The 20,521-nt window shown below is 32.7% G+C and carries 10 protein-coding genes; all 10 read left to right on the top strand.

Annotated features, from left to right (window positions below; genetic code table 11):
• The first annotated feature begins 98 nt into the window (after positions 1-98).
• Positions 99-3,554: a hypothetical protein gene (locus ES044_RS09250; protein ID WP_147119175.1), complete on the top strand. Its 3,456-nt coding sequence runs from the start codon at positions 99-101 to the stop codon at positions 3,552-3,554.
• Between the two features lie 74 nt (positions 3,555-3,628).
• Positions 3,629-5,362 carry a glycoside hydrolase family 3 protein gene (locus ES044_RS09245; protein WP_189663262.1) on the top strand — a complete coding sequence of 578 codons (1,734 nt, stop codon included), beginning with the start codon at positions 3,629-3,631 and terminating at the stop codon, positions 5,360-5,362.
• Positions 5,363-5,391: 29 nt separating this feature from the next.
• A complete protein-coding gene (locus ES044_RS09240; protein WP_147119177.1) occupies positions 5,392-6,678 on the top strand; it encodes a glycosyl hydrolase family 17 protein in 1,287 nt (428 codons plus the stop codon).
• 12 nt (positions 6,679-6,690) lie between these two features.
• Complete coding sequence (locus ES044_RS09235) at positions 6,691-7,707, top strand: glycoside hydrolase family 2 TIM barrel-domain containing protein (protein WP_147119178.1); 1,017 nt, start codon at positions 6,691-6,693, stop codon at positions 7,705-7,707.
• Between the two features lie 11 nt (positions 7,708-7,718).
• Positions 7,719-9,215 carry a glycoside hydrolase family 30 protein gene (locus ES044_RS09230; RefSeq protein ID WP_147119179.1) on the top strand — a complete coding sequence of 499 codons (1,497 nt, stop codon included), beginning with the start codon at positions 7,719-7,721 and terminating at the stop codon, positions 9,213-9,215.
• Positions 9,216-9,238: 23 nt separating this feature from the next.
• On the top strand, positions 9,239-11,599 hold the full coding sequence (locus tag ES044_RS09225; protein ID WP_147119180.1) for an MFS transporter: 2,361 nt from the start codon (positions 9,239-9,241) through the stop codon (positions 11,597-11,599).
• Positions 11,600-11,634: 35 nt separating this feature from the next.
• Positions 11,635-12,576 carry a glycosyl hydrolase family 17 protein gene (locus ES044_RS09220; protein ID WP_147119181.1) on the top strand — a complete coding sequence of 314 codons (942 nt, stop codon included), beginning with the start codon at positions 11,635-11,637 and terminating at the stop codon, positions 12,574-12,576.
• Between the two features lie 282 nt (positions 12,577-12,858).
• Positions 12,859-16,152, top strand: a complete 3,294-nt coding sequence (locus ES044_RS09215) for a VCBS repeat-containing protein (protein WP_147187044.1) — start codon at positions 12,859-12,861, stop codon at positions 16,150-16,152.
• 255 nt (positions 16,153-16,407) lie between these two features.
• Entirely contained in the window at positions 16,408-18,273 is a 1,866-nt protein-coding gene (locus ES044_RS09210; RefSeq protein ID WP_189663263.1) for a T9SS type A sorting domain-containing protein, read from the top strand.
• 132 nt (positions 18,274-18,405) lie between these two features.
• Positions 18,406-20,520 (top strand): thioredoxin domain-containing protein, encoded by a 2,115-nt coding sequence (locus tag ES044_RS09205; RefSeq protein ID WP_147119184.1) that lies wholly within the window; start codon positions 18,406-18,408, stop codon positions 20,518-20,520.
• The last annotated feature ends 1 nt before the right edge of the window (position 20,521 follow it).

Genomic DNA, 20,521 nt, shown 5'->3' with positions numbered 1-20,521 from the left:
GTTGTTGTTTTATTTTAAATAGAAATGAATCGATGAAAGGCGGCATAAATTTTATAAAATAGATCGAAAATAAAATAAATAAATTTAAGATAAAGTATATGAGTAAAACTGTTTCTATTAAAGACAATTTAGCCTCTAAAGGTAATAAAGAGATTACTGGTGAGTTAGTAAATTATCAAAATGAATCGTATTACAAAATTTCAAATAGCCATGCAATGCGTCCATTTTTTATGAGTATTGTATCAGATTCAAATCATTGGATGTTTATTTCTAGTAATGGCGGATTGACAGCGGGAAGAAAGAATGCTGAATTTGCTATTTTTCCTTATTACACAGACGATAAAATAACGGAATTAGCAGAAACCACGGGTTGTAAATCAATTTTTAGAATTCAACAAAATGGTAAAAACCATTTGTGGGAGCCTTTTTCAGAAAGACAAGCAGGCCTTTACAGCATCAAAAGAAATTTGTATAAGAACATTTTCGGCAATAAAATTGTTTTTGAAGAAATAAATGAAGATCTAAACATTACCTTTAAATACCAATGGAGTTCTAGTGACGAGTTTGGTTTTGTTAGAAAAGCTACTCTAGTTAATAATTCTGATGAAGAATTGGTGATTTCTATGGTAGACGGATTGCAAAATTTGTTACCATATGGCGTAGGTTCAGACATACAAGGCATAAGAAGTAATTTGGTTGATGCTTATAAAAAATGTGAACTAGAAGCAGATTCTGGTTTAGGAATTTATGCATTAAGTGCAATTATAGTTGATAAAGCAGAACCAAGTGAAGCTTTAAAAGCAAATTTAGTTTGGTCTCTAGGGCTCGAAAATCCTACTTATTTGCTCTCTTCTTTGCAATTAAATAATTTTAGAAGAGGTATTGAAGTAATCCAAGAAGTAGATATAAAAGCAGAAAAAGGAGCATATTTTGTAAAGGCAATTATAAATGTGCCTTCTCATCAAGAAAAAACTTGGATTCAGGTTGCCGATGTAAATCAAACAGTCTCTGATGTGACAAGAATATCAGAATTGATTAAAAAGAAGGATCATTTAGAAGATACCTTGCATAAAAGTATAGAAAAGGGAACTAAAAAATTAATCAATTTAGTGGCATCTTCAGACGGTTTACAGTTATCAAATGATGAATTAGTAAACACCAGACATTTTTCAAATACACTTTTCAATATTATGAGAGGTGGTATTTTTGATGATAATTATGCAATTGGTAAAGAAGATTTTATCACCTATTTATCAAAAGCAAATAAAGACTTATTTGTAAAGATGAAAGGCTCTTTGCAAAATTTACCGAACCAATTTACATTAGAGTTTATCAAAGATTTAGCTGATAAAGATGCAGATAAAGACTTTAAAAGATTGTGTTTAGAATATTTACCTTTAAAATTTAGTAGAAGACACGGAGACCCGAGTAGACCTTGGAACAAGTTTTCTATCAATACAAAAAGCGAGGTTGATGGTTCTAAAATATTAGATTATGAAGGGAACTGGAGAGATATTTTTCAGAACTGGGAAACGCTAGCACATTCGTATCCTCAATTTATTGAGAGTATGATTCATAAGTTTTTGAATGCAACAACCTTTGAAGGTTATAATCCTTACAGAGTAACAAAAGACGGGTTTGATTGGGAAATTATAGAAGAACATGACCCTTGGTCTTACATCGGTTATTGGGGAGATCACCAGATTATTTATTTATTAAAGTTTTTAGAGTTTATAGAAAAGCATTATCCGTCTAAATTAGCAGCATTATTTAATGATGATATTTTTGTGTACGCAAATGTGCCTTATAAAATAAAATCTTACGAAGAAATTTTAAAGAATCCAAAAGACACCATCGATTTTGATCATCAATTAAATTCAAAAATTGACGAAAGAAGAGAAAAAATGGGTGCTGATGGTTCTTTATTAATGGATAAAAACGACAAGGTTTATAAAGTAAATCTTATTGAGAAATTATTAGTAACCGTTTTGGCAAAAGTAGCGAACTTTATTCCTGAAGGCGGCATTTGGTTAAACACACAAAGACCAGAATGGAACGATGCGAACAATGCTTTGGTAGGAAACGGAGTATCTATGGTAACGTTGTATTATTTAAGACGTTTTATTAATTTCTTTGAAGATATTGTAGAAAATTCTGATATAAACGACATCGAAATTTCTGATGAAGTTGCTTCTTTGTTCAGCAAAATCTTAAAAATATTAGATGCAAATGCCACTATTTTATCTAAAAAAGTATCCGATAAAGATAGAAAAACTGTTTTAGACGGTTTAGGAAATCCTGCAAGTGAGTATAGAGCGTTTATTTATCAAAACGGATTTTCGACACATAAAACTGCGGTTACAAAATCATCATTACTACACTTTTTTGCCATCACTAAAAATTATTTAGATCATAGTATTAGAGCAAACAAACGTTCTGATAATATGTATCATGCATACAATTTAATGACGATTGAGAATAAGGAAGAAGTTTCTATTTCTTACTTGTCAGAAATGTTAGAAGGGCAAGTATCTGTATTAAGCTCTGGTTATTTAACGTCTCAACAAGCACTAGATTTATTAGATGGTTTAAAAGCTTCTGCTTTGTTTAGACCCGATCAATATAGTTATATTTTATATCCGAATAAAAATTTACCAAGATTTACCGATAAAAATAATATCCCTTCAGAAAAAGTTGAAAATTCTGAATTATTACAAAAATTAGTAAAAGAAGGAAATAGAAGTATTGTAGAAAAAGATATTTTAGGACAGTACCATTTTAATGGTAACTTTAACAATGCTAAAAGTGTACAAGCGGCTTTGCAATCTCTTAAAGAGGAGTATCAGTCTTTAGTAGCAAAAGAATCAGATGCTGTTTTAGTAATCTTCGAAGAAATTTTTGATCATAAATCTTTTACAGGGCGTTCAGGAACTTTCTTCGGTTATGAAGGTTTAGGCTCTATTTATTGGCACATGGTTTCTAAACTGCTATTGGCAGTGCAAGAAAATTGCTTATTAGCTATAAATGCAGACGAAAGTGAAGTGGTTATTGGTAAACTTTTAGACCATTATTACGAGATATATGCAGGTGTTGGTTTACATAAATCGCCAGAATTATACGGTGCTTTTCCTACAGATGCATATTCTCATACACCCGCTACAAAAGGAGCACAGCAACCAGGAATGACAGGGCAAGTAAAAGAAGATTTGTTAAGCAGACTTGGTGAGTTAGGTGTTTTTGTAGAAGCGGGTAAAGTTGTTTTTAGACCGCGTTTGTTAAGATCTTCAGAATTTTTAAAAGAGTCAAAAGTATTTGAGTATATCGATCTTACTAACGAGAAACAATATTTAAATATAGATAAAGGCCAGCTATGTTACACATATTGCCAAGTGCCAATCATTTATAATATTGCTGCAGAAGAAAAAGTAGAGGTATTTTTTAAGGATGGCTCAAACACACTATTTAATACATTAATGTTAGATACGGTAACAAGCGAAAAAATGTTTGATAGAAGCAATGAAATTAAGCATATAAAAGTATCCATTATAAAATAAAATTGATGAAAAACAGCTATTTTAAATATGTAGTTTGTTGTTTTTTGTTGATTGGCTTTTCCTGTAAAAATGAAATGAAAACAAGTAAAGAAGCTCAAATAGAACAAAAGGTAGATGCTCTTCTAAAGTTAATGACTTTAGAAGAAAAAATCGGACAGATGTCTCAAATAAGACATTTTGAAGAGGATGCCGATGTGCATATTACAACAAAGTTTATAGGTTCTGTTATTCATACACAGGGCCCAAACCCCGGTAAAACCGCTTTAGGATGGCAAAAAAGGTTTACAGAGTTGCAACATAAAGCATTGTCTACAAGATTGGGCATTCCTTTGTTGTTTGCGGTAGACGCCGTTCATGGTCAAAATACTTTTGAAGGTGCTACTATTTTTCCGCATAATATAGGTTTAGGAGCAACTCAAAATGCAGAATTGGTCAAACAAATTGCTGCAATTACAGCTTTAGAAAGTCAGGCAACAGGTTTTAATTGGGTGTTTGCGCCTTGTATTGCGATTCCTTTTAACGAAAAGTGGGGTAGAGTTTATGAAGCTTTTTCTGAAAGTACAGAACTTACTGAAAAACTTACAAAAGCAGCTGTAAACGGGTATCAAGGTGCTTTGTCTGAAGCAACTACAGTCATGGCAACCGCAAAACATTTTATAGGCGATGGCGCTACAGATTTCGGAATTGAAGGCGGAGAAACATCTTTAAATTCAGAACAAATTCAAGAGCGATTATTAGCACCCTATAAAATTGCAGTGAAAGAAAACATTGGCGCTGTAATGGCTTCTTTTAATACAGTTACAGGTATTTCTATGCATGCGCACAAAGCTTTAATTACAGATACTTTAAAAGTTGGGATGAACTTTGATGGTATCGTAGTTTCTGATTGGAAAGGATATTCTCGTTTTGGAAAAAACGATATTATCAATGCTGGTATTGATGTGGTAATGGCTGTTGATGGCGATTTAGAAGGTTTTCAGGAAGGCGTAAAAGCAGGAATTCAAGACCAAACTGTTAAAATAGCTAGAATTGATGATGCTGTAAAAAGAATATTAAGACAGAAATTTAGATTAGGACTTTTTGAAAATCCTTTTCCAGACGCAAGTTTAATTTCAGAAATAGGAAGTAAAGCGCATCGAGATATTGCCAGGCAAGCTGTAAGAGAGTCTCTAGTTTTATTAAAAAATGAAAAGAATGTTTTGCCTTTATCAAAAGAAATAAAAAAAATAGTGGTGGTTGGCGAACATGCAAATTCTTCTGGATTACAATCTGGCGGATGGACAGTGAATTGGCAAGGAACTAAAGAAAATTATAAAGGGGCGTCGACTATTTTAGACGGAATTAAAAAGCAGTCTAAAGGAGAAGTTGTGTACGATAAAGATGCAACTCAAAAACATTTTGATGCAGATGTCGCTATCATTGTTATTGGTGAAATACCTTATGCAGAGTTTTTTGGAGATATTGGTCACGAATCAAATCAACTTAAATTAACAGTAACTGAAGCACATCAAAAATATATAAAAACCTATCAAGAAAAAGGAATAAAAACGGTGGTAGTTTTAGTTTCCGGAAGACCATTGGTGGTTACAAATCAAATAGAAAAATCAGATGCTTTTATAGCCGCTTGGTTATTAGGGTCAGAAGGTGAGGGTGTTGCAGAAGTGCTTTTCGGAGATTTTAATTTTTCAGGTACATTACCGCACTCTTGGCCCAAAGGCGTAAAAGATTATCAAAGTAAATATGGTCCTAATTTTTGGGATCAGAGTAAAGAACCACTATTCAAATTTGGGTACGGATTAACATATTAAGAAAAAGAACAGTTTTAAAATTAATAAAAATGACATCAAAAATAAAAAATATAGTGACCATTTTAGCATTGATTGTTGTTTTTGGGTGCAGTTCAAAAAAAGAAAATAAAACAGAAGTTAAGACAGAAATGAAGAAAGAATTAACAGCGAAAGATATTCTAGGAAATCCAGATTATGTAGCTATTTCTTATGGTGGTTATAGAGAAAAATTAAGAGCAGAACAACCAACAATTGCACAATTAAAAGACGATTTAAAATTGATGCATGCCATGGGTATTCGCATTATTAGAACTTATAATGTACAGCCAGAATTACCGCATGCTGCCAATGTTTTAGAAGCAATTCATCAACTTAAAAATGAAGATGCAAGTTTTGAAATGTATGTAATGTTGGGTGCTTGGATAGATTGTTTAAATGCTTGGACAGAGAAAACACCGAACCATGAAGTAGAAAGTGCTCAAAATAAAGGTGAAATTGCAAGGGCTGTGGCGTTGGCAAATAAATATCCAGATATTGTAAAAGTAATTGCGGTTGGTAATGAAGCGATGATTCGTTGGGCAACGAGTTACTTTGTAAGACCAAATGTTATTTTAAAATGGGTAAACCATTTACAAGATTTAAAGAAAACAGGTGCATTATCTAAAGACTTATGGGTTACTTGTTCAGATGATTTTGCATCTTGGGGTGGCGGAGATCCAAGTTATAGAGTTAAAGATTTAGAAGATATTATAAAGGCAGTAGATTATGTTTCTATGCACACATACGCATATCATAATTCTCATTACAATCCTGCATTTTGGAAAGTACCAGCGCATGAAAAAGGTTTATCAGATTTAGAAAAAATTGATCATGCCATGGCGCGCGCTGTAAATTTTGCAAAAACACAATACAAAGAAGTCTCTAAATACGTTAAAAGTGTCGATGCTACAAAGACAGTTCATATTGGTGAAACAGGTTGGGCAACAACGTCTAGTGGTCATTACGGCGAAAACGGATCTAGAGCTACAGATGAGTATAAGCAAGGTTTGTATTATAAACATTTAAGAGAATGGACAAAAAAAGCAGGTATTTCTTGTTTCTATTTTGAAGCGTTTGATGAGCAATGGAAAGATGCTGCAAACCCGAATGGTTCTGAAAATCATTTTGGGTTATTTACCTTAAAAGGGGAAGCTAAATATCCTATTTGGAACTTGGTTGATAACGGCGCTTTCAAAGATTTAAAGAGAGATGGTAAAATTATTACCAAAACTTTTAATGGAGACAAAGAGGCTTTGATGAAGGCCGTTTTGGTGCCAAATACAGAGTATCCAAGATAAAAAATAGTCAAGATGAAACAATGTATTACACTCGTACTTTTTGCGCTCGTTTTTACTTCTTGTAAAAGCGAGCTAAAAAATGATTTTGTGTCGGTTTCTGGTAGAAAAATACTGGTAAATGAAACACCTTATATCATTAAAGGAATCTGTTATCATCCAGTACCAATAGGAAGCGATTCTGTAGATTTTACAAATCTTACGCAAGATTTGGCGTTGATGATTGAAGCTGGTATCAATACTATTAGAGTTTATGCTCCTATAGAAGACGTGAAAGTTTTAGATGAAATAAACGATGCAGGGATAAAAGTAATTATTGGTTTTGGATATAATCAAGCTGGTAAAAATGATATTCTTTCAGGCACCTTTATCAACTATGTAAATACATTTAAGAGTCATAAAGCAATTTTGATGTGGGAGTTGGGCAATGAATATAATTACCATCCAGAATGGTTTGATGGCGATATTAAGAATTGGTATAAAGCCATGAACAATGCGGCAGGTTTAATTCATGAAAATGACAAAAATCATCCCACAACAACTGCACACGGAGAATTACCAGATGCGCTAGTACTTTCTATGAGTCAGAATATTGATGTTTGGGGAATGAATGTATATCGATGGGACAATCCTGAAGGAATTTTTTCTGAATGGAAAGCCATTAGTAATAAACCAATGTATTTATCGGAAGCTGGTGGTGATAGTTATATGACAATTACAAAAGCAGGTTTTGAAAAAGGAATTAATGAAAAAGCACAAGCTGCTGCTACTCTAAAAATTTTACAGAAATCTTTTGGGAATACAGAGATCAATTCGGGGGTAACATTGTTTTCATTTACGGATGGATGGTGGAAATCAGGAAGCAATACTACTCAAGATATGGGTGGTTGGGCGCCAAATAGTTCTGGTGTTCCTTATGACGGAACGCCAAATGAAGAGTTTTGGGGAATTGTAGATATCGATAGAAAAAAGAAAGAAGCTTATACGGTTGTAAAAGAGCACTATTTGAATTTAAATAAACAAAGTAATTAAAAAGATACAGCATGAAGACATTTAAATATAGCACCTATCTTTTTTTAGTTTTAATGGCCATGAGTTGCACAGAAAATAAAGAACAGTTAGCTGTAGAAGTGTATGAAACTTCTGCCAGTGGAAATAGCTTAACCAAATTAGATAATTTTTCTTCGGATGCAAGTCAAGAAGAAATTGTACAAATAAAATTATTACCAGCTCAAACCAAACAAACAATTACAGGTTTTGGAGGCTCTTTTACAGAATCATCTGCGTATTTATTAAATAAAATCAGTAAAAAAAATAGAGATTCTATTATTGAAGCATATTTTGGCGAAAGCGGTGCAAAATATTCTTTAACGAGAACGCATATGAATTCTTGCGATTTTTCTTTAAGTCAATATTCGTATGCTCCTATAGCAGGAGATATGGCATTAGAACACTTTACAATTGAAGAAGATAAAGATGATATTATTCCGTTCATAAAAGATGCCATGGCGGTATCTAAAGACGGATTTAAAATTTTGTCATCACCCTGGACGGCTTCTCCGTGGATGAAAGATAATAATGAATGGGTTGGTGGTAAATTATTGCCAAAATATTATGATACTTGGGCGTTATTTTTCTCAAAATATGCCACTGCTTATAAAGCTGAAGGAATCGATATTTGGGGTTTTACAGTAGAAAACGAACCTTTAGGAAATGGTAATAATTGGGAAAGCATGCATTATACGCCCGATGAAATGACCAATTTTGTACAACATCATTTAGGGCCAAAGTTAGAAGCCGATGGTCACGAAACTAAAATTTTAGGCTACGATCAAAATAGAGAACATTTAAAAGAATGGGTAGATTCGCAATTTAAAAACGAAGAAACTTCAAAATATTTTGATGGCACAGCCATTCATTGGTATGCAAGTACCTATGATTATTTTCCCGAAGAATTGCAATACGCGCACAAAAAAGCACCCAACAAATACTTAATTCAGTCAGAAGCTTGTGTAGATTCAGAAATTCCGAAATGGAAAGATGATGCTTGGTATTGGAGAAAAGAAGCAACCGATTGGGGTTGGGATTGGGCACCAGAAAAAGACAAACATTTGCACCCAAAATATGCGCCTGTAAATAGATATGCTAGAGATATTATTGGTTGTTTAAATAATTATGTGGATGGTTGGATAGACTGGAACATGGTTTTAGACACCCAAGGAGGACCAAATTGGTTTAAAAATTGGTGTGTTGCGCCTGTAATTGTAGATCCTGAAAAAGACGAAATTTATTTAACACCACTATATTATACATTGGCACATTTTAGCAAATATATAAGACCAGAAGCTAAAGTTATTAATTTAGAAAATTCTGATACAGAATTAATGGTAACCGCCGCAGAAAATTTAGATGGTACAATTGCTGTTGTTGTATTTAATGAAGGGACGATTGCTAAAACGATAAACGTATCACTAAAGGATAAAAGTGTCAAGATAAAAATACAAGGCCAGGCTATACAGACTGTTATAATTCCGAACTAACAAACCAAACTTAACCATAAACTATGAGTAATAATCAAACAAGTTCTAGCAAAGTTCCATTGGGACAAAAGATTGCATTCGGATTAGGAATGCTTGCAAATCAGATGTTTCCAGCAGCAATGGGTATTTTTATGGTGGTGTTAATTCAAGATTATGGTTTCTCAACATCGTTGTGGGGAATTCTATTTTTTCTTCCGCGTATTTTCGATTCAATAACAGACCCAATCATGGGGTTTATTTCAGACAATACAAGGTCTATTTGGGGCAGACGCAAGCAATACGTGCTTTTAGGCGCTATCATCATGGGAGTTTCTTTTGCTTTGTTGTGGCAACTTTATGTAGATAATGGCGTAACTTATAATTTCATATACTTTTTAGGTTGGTCTTTAGCTTTTTATTTGGGGCTTACCATTTTTGGTGTGCCTTATGTGGCGATGGGTTATGAAATGAGTGATGATTTTCATGAACGTACAAATATTATGGCAACTGCCCAATGGATTGGTCAGTGGGCTTGGGTGATTGCGCCGTGGTTTTGGGTTGTGATGTATGATGAAGATTGGTTTGGAGATACAACAGAAACTACAAGAACTTTAGGTGTTTGGGTGGCGGTTATTTGCGCTATTTTAGCAATGGTACCTGCTTTTTTTATCAAAAGTAAGTCAACGATAGACGATGAAAGTTTAACCCCTTTAACGATTAAAACGATTGGAGGAAGCTTAAAACAGATTGTAGAAAATTTTAAAGAAGCTTTTAAAATAGAACAGTTTAGAAAATTGTGTTTTTCAACATTTTTAATTTTTAACGCTTTTAATGTTGTTGCTGGTTTTTCATTTTTTATTGTAGTTTATTATTTATTTAATGGGGATGCTGGGGCTGCAGGTCTTTGGCCAACATTATTGGGCAGTATTGGTGCATTGGCAACTACCTTTTTAGTTATCCCGATAGTGGCAAGAATGTCTAAAACTATTGGTAAAAAGAAAGCCTTTATAGTTTCGCAAGGAATATCCGTTTTAGGATATGTAATGCTTTGGTTCTTATTTATTCCAGGAAAACCGTATATGTTTTTATTCGCGTTGCCATTTTTCTCTTTTGGTATCGGTAGTTTGTTCACCTTAATGATGTCTATGACTTCAGATGTTATTGATATCGATGAACTAAATACAGGCAAAAGAAGAGAAGGCGTTTTTGGAGCTATTTATTGGTTGATGGTAAAATTTGGTTTCGCAATTGCAGGGTTACTAACGGGTGCTATTATGTCTTTAGTTGGTTTTGTGCCAGATACCATAAATACAGAGGCGTCAATTACAGGGATACGTTTATTTTATTCTGGTTTACCAATAGTGGGTACACTTGTGGCTATGTGGATTATGAGAGATTATAGTTTAACAGAAGAAAGAGCTTTAGAGATTAGTGCAGAGTTAGCAAGAAGAAAAGAAATAAGAAACGCGCCTACAACATCATCAGGGTATGGTGCTGGCAATTTGTTTCCGTTGGCAAATACAATCACTTTAAAAGAATATGCTGGTGTAAATTTATCTAATCTTGACGAAATAGCAATTACTAGTTTGTTTGCTAAAACTTTACATAATGGATTAAGAGGTTTATGTTTTAGTCCTTACGTGGAGGGGCAAGATGCAAATGATGTTTTAAGTGAGCTTCAAATTAGTCGTAGAATGGATATTATTAATCCGTATACAGAATCTGTTCGTTCATTTTCTTGTACAAATGGTAATGAATTAATTCCGCAAATAGCAAAACAGAAAGGACTAAAAACGTTGGTGGGTGCTTGGATAAGTAGTGACAAAAAACGGAATGAAAAAGAAATTGAAGGATTAATTCGTTTGGCAAAATCTGGTTTTGTAGATATTGCTGCCGTTGGTAATGAGGTATTATTAAGAGGAGATTTATCAGAAAAAGAAGTAATAGCCTATATCATTAGAGTAAAACATGAATTAAAGGATTTTAACATTCCTGTTGGTTATGTAGATACCTATTATGAGTATTCTAAACGCCCTAAATTGGTAGAAATATCAGATATTATTCTAACAAATTGTTATCCATTCTGGGAAGGTTCAAGCATCGAAAACTCTTTAATTCAATTAAGACAAATACATGCAATAACGCTAAAAGCGGCAAACGGTAAAAGAATAATTATTACAGAAACGGGTTGGCCAAGTCAAGGAGAGGCTGTTCAAAAAGCAGACCCAACGAAACTAAATGCCATGAAATATTTTATTCAAACACAAGAATGGGCGAATAAAGAAGGGGTAGAAATGTTCCACTTCTCATCTTTTGATGAATCATGGAAAGTTAAAACAGAAGGAGAATTAGGTGCAAGATGGGGAATATGGGATAAAGATGAAAAATTAAAATATAATTCATAAAAGCAGTAGCGTAATCAATATTAAAAAAGTAAAAAATGTCATATAGGGAAGAACGTAAGTTTTCATTAAACGAAGAACGCAAGGCTTCATTAGAAAAGTCTAATTTTAGTGAAAGTAAAGGAGTAGATTTTAGTGAATATAAGGCTACAGAAAATTTAGTAGCGCTATGGAGAGATACTTTAGAACAAGGTATGCACGGAATTTGTTTTAGTTTATATGAAGATGGGCAAGAACCAGGAGACACCATTACCCAAGAACAAGTAGAAAGAAGAGTTAAGATTTTAAAACCATACACAAAATGGATTCGTTCTTTTTCTTGTATTGAAGGAAATGAGCATATTCCTAGAATGGCAAAAAAACACGGAATTAAAAATTTAGTGGGTGCTTGGTTAGGTGATGATTTAGAGAAAAATGAACTAGAAATAGAAAGTTTAATAGAATTAGCGAAAGAAGGCTGTGTAGATATTGCCGCGGTTGGTAATGAAGTGATGTATCGTAAAGATTTAACAGAAGAGCAATTGTTAGCATACATTCACAGGGTTAAAGATGCTTTAAAAGGAATGGATATTCCTGTGGGTTACGTAGACGCCTATTACGAATTTTCACACAGACCAAAAATTACAGAAGCTTGCGACGTAATATTATCTAATTGCTATCCTTATTGGGAAGGTTGTAGTATCGAACATTCATTAAGCCATATGCAACAAATGTTTGGACAAGCTTCAGACGCCGGAAACGGAAAAAAAGTAATTATTACAGAAACTGGTTGGCCAAGTAAAGGAGAAAGTTTAAGAGGAGCACATTCTACAGAAGAGAATGCTATGAAATACTTTATTAACTCACAGGCATGGGCCGCTAAAGATAATGTGGAAATTTTCTATTTTTCTTCTTTTGATGAATCTTGGAAAGTAGGAGCCGAAGGAGTCGTTGGTGCTTATTGGGGATTATGGGATAAACATGAGAAATTGAAGTTTTAATCGATAGAATTCCCCGACGCTCTGCGTCGGTGGTCAAGAGGAAAGTTTGAAAACCTGGGTTTTTATCAAACTAAAAATAAGGTTTTTTTCAGCTTGATACCTCGATGGCTCTGCCTCGAGGTTGTTCATTACAGGTAAAACAATTAAAAAGAGGGTTTCTAAATTTTAGAAACCCTCTTTTATGAATAAATTTTACGATTTTAAGTTAAAAATCAATAAATTTGATTTGTTATCTTACTATAAATTGTAGGCTCTTTTAATAGCCGGTAATCTTAAAAATATATGTTCAAACCTAATTTATATATTGTTTTTCTAGCGCTTTTAAACTTCTTACTTTTTTCTTGTAATAATTCTAAAAGAGATATAAATCCTAAAGAATTATTGGGAGGTTTGCAGCTTCTAGCTTCTGATGAAACAGGTATAGATTTTAATAATTCAATAAAAGAATCAGAATATCTCAATCATTATTTTTTTGGTCAAATATATGTAGGTTCTGGGGTGGCTATTGGAGATCTTGATAATGATGGTTTACCAGATGTCTTTTTTGGTGGAAATCAAGTAGGAGATAGACTTTACCTTAATAAAGGTAATTTTAAATTTGACGATATTTCTAAATCTTCAAAAATTGCTAGAAGCCCAGGATGGTCTTGGGGCGTTACCATGGCAGATGTAAATGCAGATGGTTATTTAGATATTTATGTGAGTAGAAACGGTAATTCTCTAGAACTTACAAAGAGAAGAAATATGCTTTTTATCAACAATAAAGACCTCACTTTTACCGAATCTGCTATTGCTTATGGTTTAGCTGATACCGGTTTTTCTTCACAGGCAGTTTTTTTTGATATGGATAATGATGGCGATTTAGACATGTATCAAGTAAATCAGCCAGCAGACAATAAAGTACTTTTAGTTAACAAAGTATCACCCAAAGATTATGAATCCTTTAAAGATAAAATATATAGAAATACAAATAACAAATTTGAAGATGTTTCAGAGGAGGTTGGTATTTCTAGAGATCTAGGGTATGGTTTAAGTGTGAATGCATCAGATTTTAATAACGATGGGTTTATAGATTTGTATGTTTCAAACGATTATGCTGCTCCAGATTTCATGTATTATAATAATGGTGATGGTACTTTTAGAAATGTAACCAAAGAAAAGCTGAAGCATTTCTCCCAATATAGTATGGGATCCGACACAGGAGATATTAATAATGATGGTTTTATCGATTTAGTAACAACAGATATGACGCCAAATGATCATTACAGATCTAAAATGAATATGGCATCTATGAATTCTGATACATTTCAGGAGATGGTTAAAGCAACCGATAGTTATCAGTACATGACAAATACTTTGCAAATTAATACAGGTCTTGGTATGTTTTCTGACATCGCAAATATAGCGGGTGTTGCAAATACAGATTGGAGCTGGGCAAGTCTATTAGTTGATATAGATAATGACGGGTTTAAAGATTTATTAGTTACAAATGGTATCAAAAAAGATATTGATAATAATGATTATAAAAAAGAAGTTAGCGAAAACTCTAAAGATATAACCTATAAAGAATTATTTAAATATAGCCAAAATACACCATCTAATCCCGTAGGGAATTATGCCTTTAAAAATAATGGAGATTTTAAGTTTACAAACGTAAGTAAAAAATGGAATTTTAATACTCCAAGTTTTTCTAATGGTATGGCTTATGCAGATTTAGATAATGATGGCGATTTAGATATTGTGGTTAATAATATAGATGGTAAAGCTTTTGTTTATAAAAATAAGGCAACAGCAAATTTTTTAAAAATTAAATTAATAGGCTCAGAAAAAAATAAATTTGGTATCGGAGCTAAAGTTAAAATATATCACAATAAAAAACAGCAAATTTTAGAAAACACAACAACGAGAGGTTATTTTTCTTCCGTAGAAAATGGTCTTTTATTTGGTTTAGCGAACGATAAAAAAGTTGACAAAATTGAAGTTCTTTGGAATAATAAAAAAGTTAGCTATTTAGAAAATATTGATGTCAATCAAACTCTTGAAATTCAGTATTCTGAAGCGGTAAATAAAAAAGAAGAAAGTACTTTTAGTAAACAACTGTTTACTAAAGCAAACCCAGAAAATTTTGGATTAGACTACAAACATCGAGAAAATGAATTTGATGAATTTAAAGAAGAAGTTTTATTGCCTCATAAATTATCAAATAATGGACCTTTTTCAGCTGTTGCCGATGTAAATAAAGATGGTTTTGAAGATCTATTTATAGGAGGTTCTGCAGATCAAGAGGGAGTTTTATACCTCCAGAATAATCAAGGAAATTTTACTAAAAGCAATACGCAGCCATGGGTTAAGGACAAAGAATCTGAAGATTTGGGAGCATTATTTGTGGATGTAGATAATGATAATGATTTAGATCTTTATGTTACAAGCGGAGGCTCTGAATTTAAACAAGGAAGCAAATTATTAAAAGACAGATTATATATAAACGATGGTTTAGGTAATTTTATAAAAGATTCAAAGGCAATTCCTGATATTTTAGAAAGTACACAAACTGTTAAATCATCAGATATTGATAATGATGGTGATTTAGATTTATTTATAGGAGTTCGGCTTATTTCAGGTAAATATGCTTTTCCGGCTAGTAGCTATCTATTGATAAATGAAAATGGAGTGTTTAAAAAATCGGCGAACAGTATAGCTCCTGATTTAGAAAATTTAGGAATGGTCACCGATGCTGTTTTTTCTGATATAGATAAAGATGGGGATCATGATTTACTTTTAGTTGGTGAATGGATGCATATTAAAGTGTTTGAAAATCAAAATGGAATTTTTAAAGACAGTTCAGTAGAATTTGGCATTTCTAAAGACAGCAGAGGATTTTGGTGGTCTATTACAGCGGAAGATTTAGACAATGATGGTGATGACGATTACATAATAGGAAATTTAGGGGAAAACAATAAATTTAAAGCAACCAAAGAGCACCCCTTTAAAGTGTATGCTAATGATTTTGATAATAACGGAACAAATGATGTTGTGTTAGCAAAGTTTTATAAAGACAATTATGTTCCCGTTAGAGGAAAAGAATGCACTAGTCAGCAAATGCCTTACGTTAGCGAAAAATTTAAAAGTTATCATAGTTTTGCTTCATCAACATTATTAGAGATTTTGCCAGAAGAAAAAGTGAAAAGTGCAGTGATTTATGAAATTAGTAATTTTGAAAGTATTATTTTAATCAATAATAAAGGTAAGTTGGCGTCTTCACCTTTACCAATACAGGCGCAAATTAGCCCAATAAAAAGTAGTATTGTAAAAGATGTAAATTCAGACGGATTCAAAGATATTATTCTTGTGGGTAATCATTATGGAGTGGAAGTTGAAACGGTAAGATATGACGCTGGTTTTGGTGCTGTGTTAATTGGAGATGGAAAGAATAACTTTAAATATATTTCTCCATCCGAAAGCGGGTTTTACATACCAAAAGATACACGAAATATAAAGGGTATTAAAATTCGTAATAAGGAATCATTAATTATTACCAACAATAATGACTCCTTGTTTTTGTTTACAAAAAACTAAATTTCAGAAGAAGAGTTTGTTAAGTATCCAATACATTAAGATAAATCAACACAACAATCCCACTACATAATTAATTTTTAATTGAATTACTTTTTTTCTAGTAAAAATTTAACCTCTGTTTAAATCATATAATTAAAGGCATTGAAGCTATTTGACAAGATTTAACAAGCTGTATGTATCATGTTTGGGTCTTAAATGTTAATATTCGACAGATTAAGATTAATATTGTTAACTAATCGTATAAAATATTTAATCATGAAAAAAATTACTTTATTTATTTTCTTGCTTGCAATGTCAATTGGATATGCACAGCAATCTTTGGTGCAAGATTTTGAAACAGGAACAGAGGGTCTTGGAGAGCCATTTGGCGGGGCAGCAGCAGAAATTGCAGCAGATCCAGAAACTGCAGGAACCAGAGGTCAAGTTGCAAAACTAATTTCTTCCGCAACAGGTAACGTTTGGCAGGGACTTAATGTGAATATGACGAGTAATGTTGTATTAATTACTGATAAAACAATGCAAATAGACATTTATTCTAATGAAGCTGTCACAATTGCGCCTAGAGTTCAGGGTGGCTTGGATGGAGCTCCTGTGTCTACAGCAGTAGTTTCTCATACTGGTAGTGGATGGGAAACTTTAACAATAACCTTCAATACAGGTTCAAATGGTGATGATACGGCTAATGGCGTTTATTCACAATTTGTTATTTATTATCTTTGGGATAACGGTTTTATAGACCCGGCTATTGCAAGAGTTATTTATGCTGATAATATTACAGGAATTGTAGAGAAGCAATTAGTGCAAGATTTTGAAACAGGAACAGAAGGTCTTGGAGAGCCATTTGGTGGTGCAGCAGCAGAAATTGTAGCAGATCCAGAAACTGGAGGAACAAGAGGTCAAGTAGCAAAACTAATATCTTCTGCAACAGGTAACGTTTGGCAGGGGCTTAATGTTAATATGACAAGTAATGTTAGATTAACTACTGATAAAACAATGGAAATAGATATCTATTCTAATGAAGCTGTTACAATTGCGCCTAGAGTTCAGGGTGGATTGGATGGAGCTCCGGTATCTACAGCAGTAGTTTCTCATACTGGTAGTGGATGGGAAACATTAACAATAACCTTTAACACCGGTTCAAATGGTGATGATACGGCTGAAGGCGTTTATTCACAATTTGTTATTTATTATCTTTGGGACAACGGTTTTATAGATCCAGCTATTGCAAGAGTTATTTATGCTGACAATATTAAAGGAATTAGAGTTACACCTCCAGCAGATACCTCTATTCCAACAACAGCTTCTGCTACTCCTTCATCTTATGGTACTCATTTAGCTTTGCTTGATGGTTTAACAGATACAGGTACATTTACAAATTTTTGGAATACTACTTATACTTTTGGAGAGGCTCCACAATTGCTAGACTTAGATGAAACTGATGGTGTAAATATTGCTGCTAGAATCAATTTAAAAATTGGCTGGGGAGGCGGTGCTAAAGATGGCAATAATGCTGATGTTCTAACAGACGTTTCTGAATATGATACTGTTCATATTGATTACTTTATACCTAGTAGTGTAGAGGCAGGCAGTAATGGTCATCAATTTTATTTAGATTTAATTTCTCAAACTAACGGTGGCAATACAGAAGCTTTTTATGGATTTGGTACAACTGTAGGTGGTGCAGATTCTGGTGTTATTGATGAAGTTGTAGTTTTTGACGCTTGGCAGAGTATTGATATTCCATTAGCAACTTTCGTAGGGAAAGGATTTGATGCAACGAATTTTCTTCAATTTAAAATTGGTGCTCAATCGGATATACGTACACAATTAGGTTATTTTGATAATTTATATTTTTATAAAGCTTCTACTCTTAGCGCAAACAGCAACGAGTTATTAGGTTTCTCTATGTATCCAAACCCAACATCTAACATCTTAAATATTTCAGCGAAAGAAACGATTCAAAATGCTCAAATTTTTAACGTATTAGGTAAAGAAGTAATGAGTTTAAATATTAACAAAAATAGCGAGTCTATTGATGTTTCAAGTTTATCTTCTGGTATTTATTTAATTAAATATCAATCAAATGGTGCTGTTGGTACTGCTAAATTTGTAAAAGAATAAACAAATTTAATTCTTTAAAAATTAAAACGCTCAAATTAGTTTTTGAGCGTTTTTTTGTGCGCTAAAGTTTTAAGTATTTGCAGATGTTATCAGTTAAAAATTGATATCTTTAATTCTTAAATATTATTCCATTTGAAATCTATCTGTAAAATTTTTAGTTTTATTTTATGTATCAACTTTCTTGCTAGTTGTGCTCAAAAAGAAAACACGAATTCTAAAAAAAGTAATGAATTAATTCATGAAACGAGTCCTTACTTATTGCAACATGCCTACAATCCTGTAGATTGGAAAGCATGGAATCCTAAAACATTGGCTTTAGCTAAGAAAGAAAATAAACTAATTATTATTTCTGTAGGCTACTCCGCCTGTCATTGGTGTCATGTGATGGAAGAGGAAAGTTTTGAAAACGATTCTATTGCTAAAATTATGAACGCTAATTTTATCAATATAAAAGTAGATAGAGAAGAAAGACCCGATGTAGACAAAGTATATATGAATGCTGTGCAATTAATGACAGGGAGCGGTGGTTGGCCTTTAAACTGTATTGCATTGCCAGATGGAAGACCAATTTATGGCGGAACGTATTTTACCAAAGAACAATGGTCTAAAGTTTTAAGTAGTATTTCTAAACTTTATAAAGAAGAACCAGAAAAAGTCATTGAGTTTGCAGAAAATTTAACAAAAGGAATTCAAGAATCTCAATTAATCACGGTAAATAAAGAGGTTCCCATTTTTTTGGATACAGATATCATAACATCTGTAGATATCTTAAAAGAGCAGCTAGATACGCTTTATGGAGGCACCAAAGGTGCTCCAAAATTCCCAATGCCAAATTCATTAGAATTTTTGTTAAGGTATAGTTATCAATTTAAGGATTCCTTAATTGGTAGTTATGTTGAAACGACGTTAACTAAAATTGCTTTCGGCGGTATTTACGATCATCTGGGCGGCGGATTTTCGAGATATTCTGTAGACGAAAAATGGCACATACCACATTTTGAAAAAATGCTTTACGATAATGCTCAATTGGTAAGTTTATATTCAAAAGCCTATGCAGAAAATAAAAACGAGTTGTATAAAACGACGGTCACAGAGACTTTAGGTTTTATTAAAAGTGAATTAACCGCCAATAATGGTGCTTTTTATTCTTCATTAGACGCAGATAGTACAAATAAAGTAGGTGAAAGAGAAGAAGGTGCATTTTATGAATGGACAGAAGAAGAACTTATAAAATTACTAGGTACTGATTATAGTTTATTTAAAGAATTTTATAATATAAATTCGTTCGGTTTCTGGGAAAACGAAAAGTATGTTTTGATTAAAAATACGTCAAAGCAAGCCTTTTCAAAACAGCATGAAATTGAATTAGAAGCGTTGAACTCAAAAATAAAATATTGGAAAAAAACGCTAAATACTGCTAGAAATACAAGAAGCAAACCAAATTTAGATGATAAAGTTTTAACTTCTTGGAATGCTTTAATGATACAGGGTTATGTAGACGCTTACAAGTCTTTTGAGACTAAAGAGTATTTAGAGATTGCTTTAAAGAACGCTAATTTTATTCTAGAAAAACAATTGAATACTAAAGGTAGATTGTTTCGGAATTTTAAAAATAACAAAAGCACTATAAATGCCTATTCAGAAGATTATGCGACTGTAATTAAGTCTTTTATTTCTCTATATGAGGTTACTTTGGATGAGAAGTGGCTGTTCAATGCAAAAAAAATGACCAATTACTTATTACTACACTTTTACGATAAAAAAAGCGGTCTATTCTTTTTTACTTCGGATGAAGACGAAGGTTTAATCGCAAAAAAATATGAGATTATAGATGGCGTTATACCATCATCTAATTCAATGATGGCAAATAATCTTTTTAAATTAGGTCATTATTTTGCGGATAATACGTATTTGAAGACTTCAGAACAAATGCTGAATAATTTAAAGGATACGATTAAAATGAATCCTTATAATTATACTAATTGGTTACAAGTAATGACCAATTATACAAAACCGTTTTATGAAGTTGTAGTAGCTGGTAAAAATGCGCATGAGGTAAATGCTATTTTAATAAATAAATACCTACCAAATATCATTATTGCTGGCGCAACCAAAGACAATTCTATGATTCCTTTGCTTGCTAATAAGTTTAATGAAGACGAAACTTTTATATATGTTTGCGTAAATGGCACTTGTAAACTACCTCAAACAGCGGTTACAAAAGCCATCAACAGCATTCAAAAATAAC

Origin of the sequence: Polaribacter sp. IC066, from assembly GCF_007997085.1 — a bacterium.
GTDB lineage: Bacteria > Bacteroidota > Bacteroidia > Flavobacteriales > Flavobacteriaceae > Polaribacter.
Note: the sequence above shows the minus strand (reverse complement) of the source record. Positions and strands in the feature narration are given on the sequence as shown.

Coding starts and splice junctions, on each gene's coding strand:
- ES044_RS09235 (WP_147119178.1), top strand. CDS start 6,691: ATGAAACAATGTATTACACTCGTACTTTTTGCGCTCGTTTTTACTTCT.
- ES044_RS09215 (WP_147187044.1), top strand. CDS start 12,859: ATGTTCAAACCTAATTTATATATTGTTTTTCTAGCGCTTTTAAACTTC.
- ES044_RS09220 (WP_147119181.1), top strand. CDS start 11,635: ATGTCATATAGGGAAGAACGTAAGTTTTCATTAAACGAAGAACGCAAG.
- ES044_RS09225 (WP_147119180.1), top strand. CDS start 9,239: ATGAGTAATAATCAAACAAGTTCTAGCAAAGTTCCATTGGGACAAAAG.
- ES044_RS09210 (WP_189663263.1), top strand. CDS start 16,408: ATGAAAAAAATTACTTTATTTATTTTCTTGCTTGCAATGTCAATTGGA.
- ES044_RS09250 (WP_147119175.1), top strand. CDS start 99: ATGAGTAAAACTGTTTCTATTAAAGACAATTTAGCCTCTAAAGGTAAT.
- ES044_RS09240 (WP_147119177.1), top strand. CDS start 5,392: ATGACATCAAAAATAAAAAATATAGTGACCATTTTAGCATTGATTGTT.
- ES044_RS09245 (WP_189663262.1), top strand. CDS start 3,629: ATGAAAACAAGTAAAGAAGCTCAAATAGAACAAAAGGTAGATGCTCTT.
- ES044_RS09230 (WP_147119179.1), top strand. CDS start 7,719: ATGAAGACATTTAAATATAGCACCTATCTTTTTTTAGTTTTAATGGCC.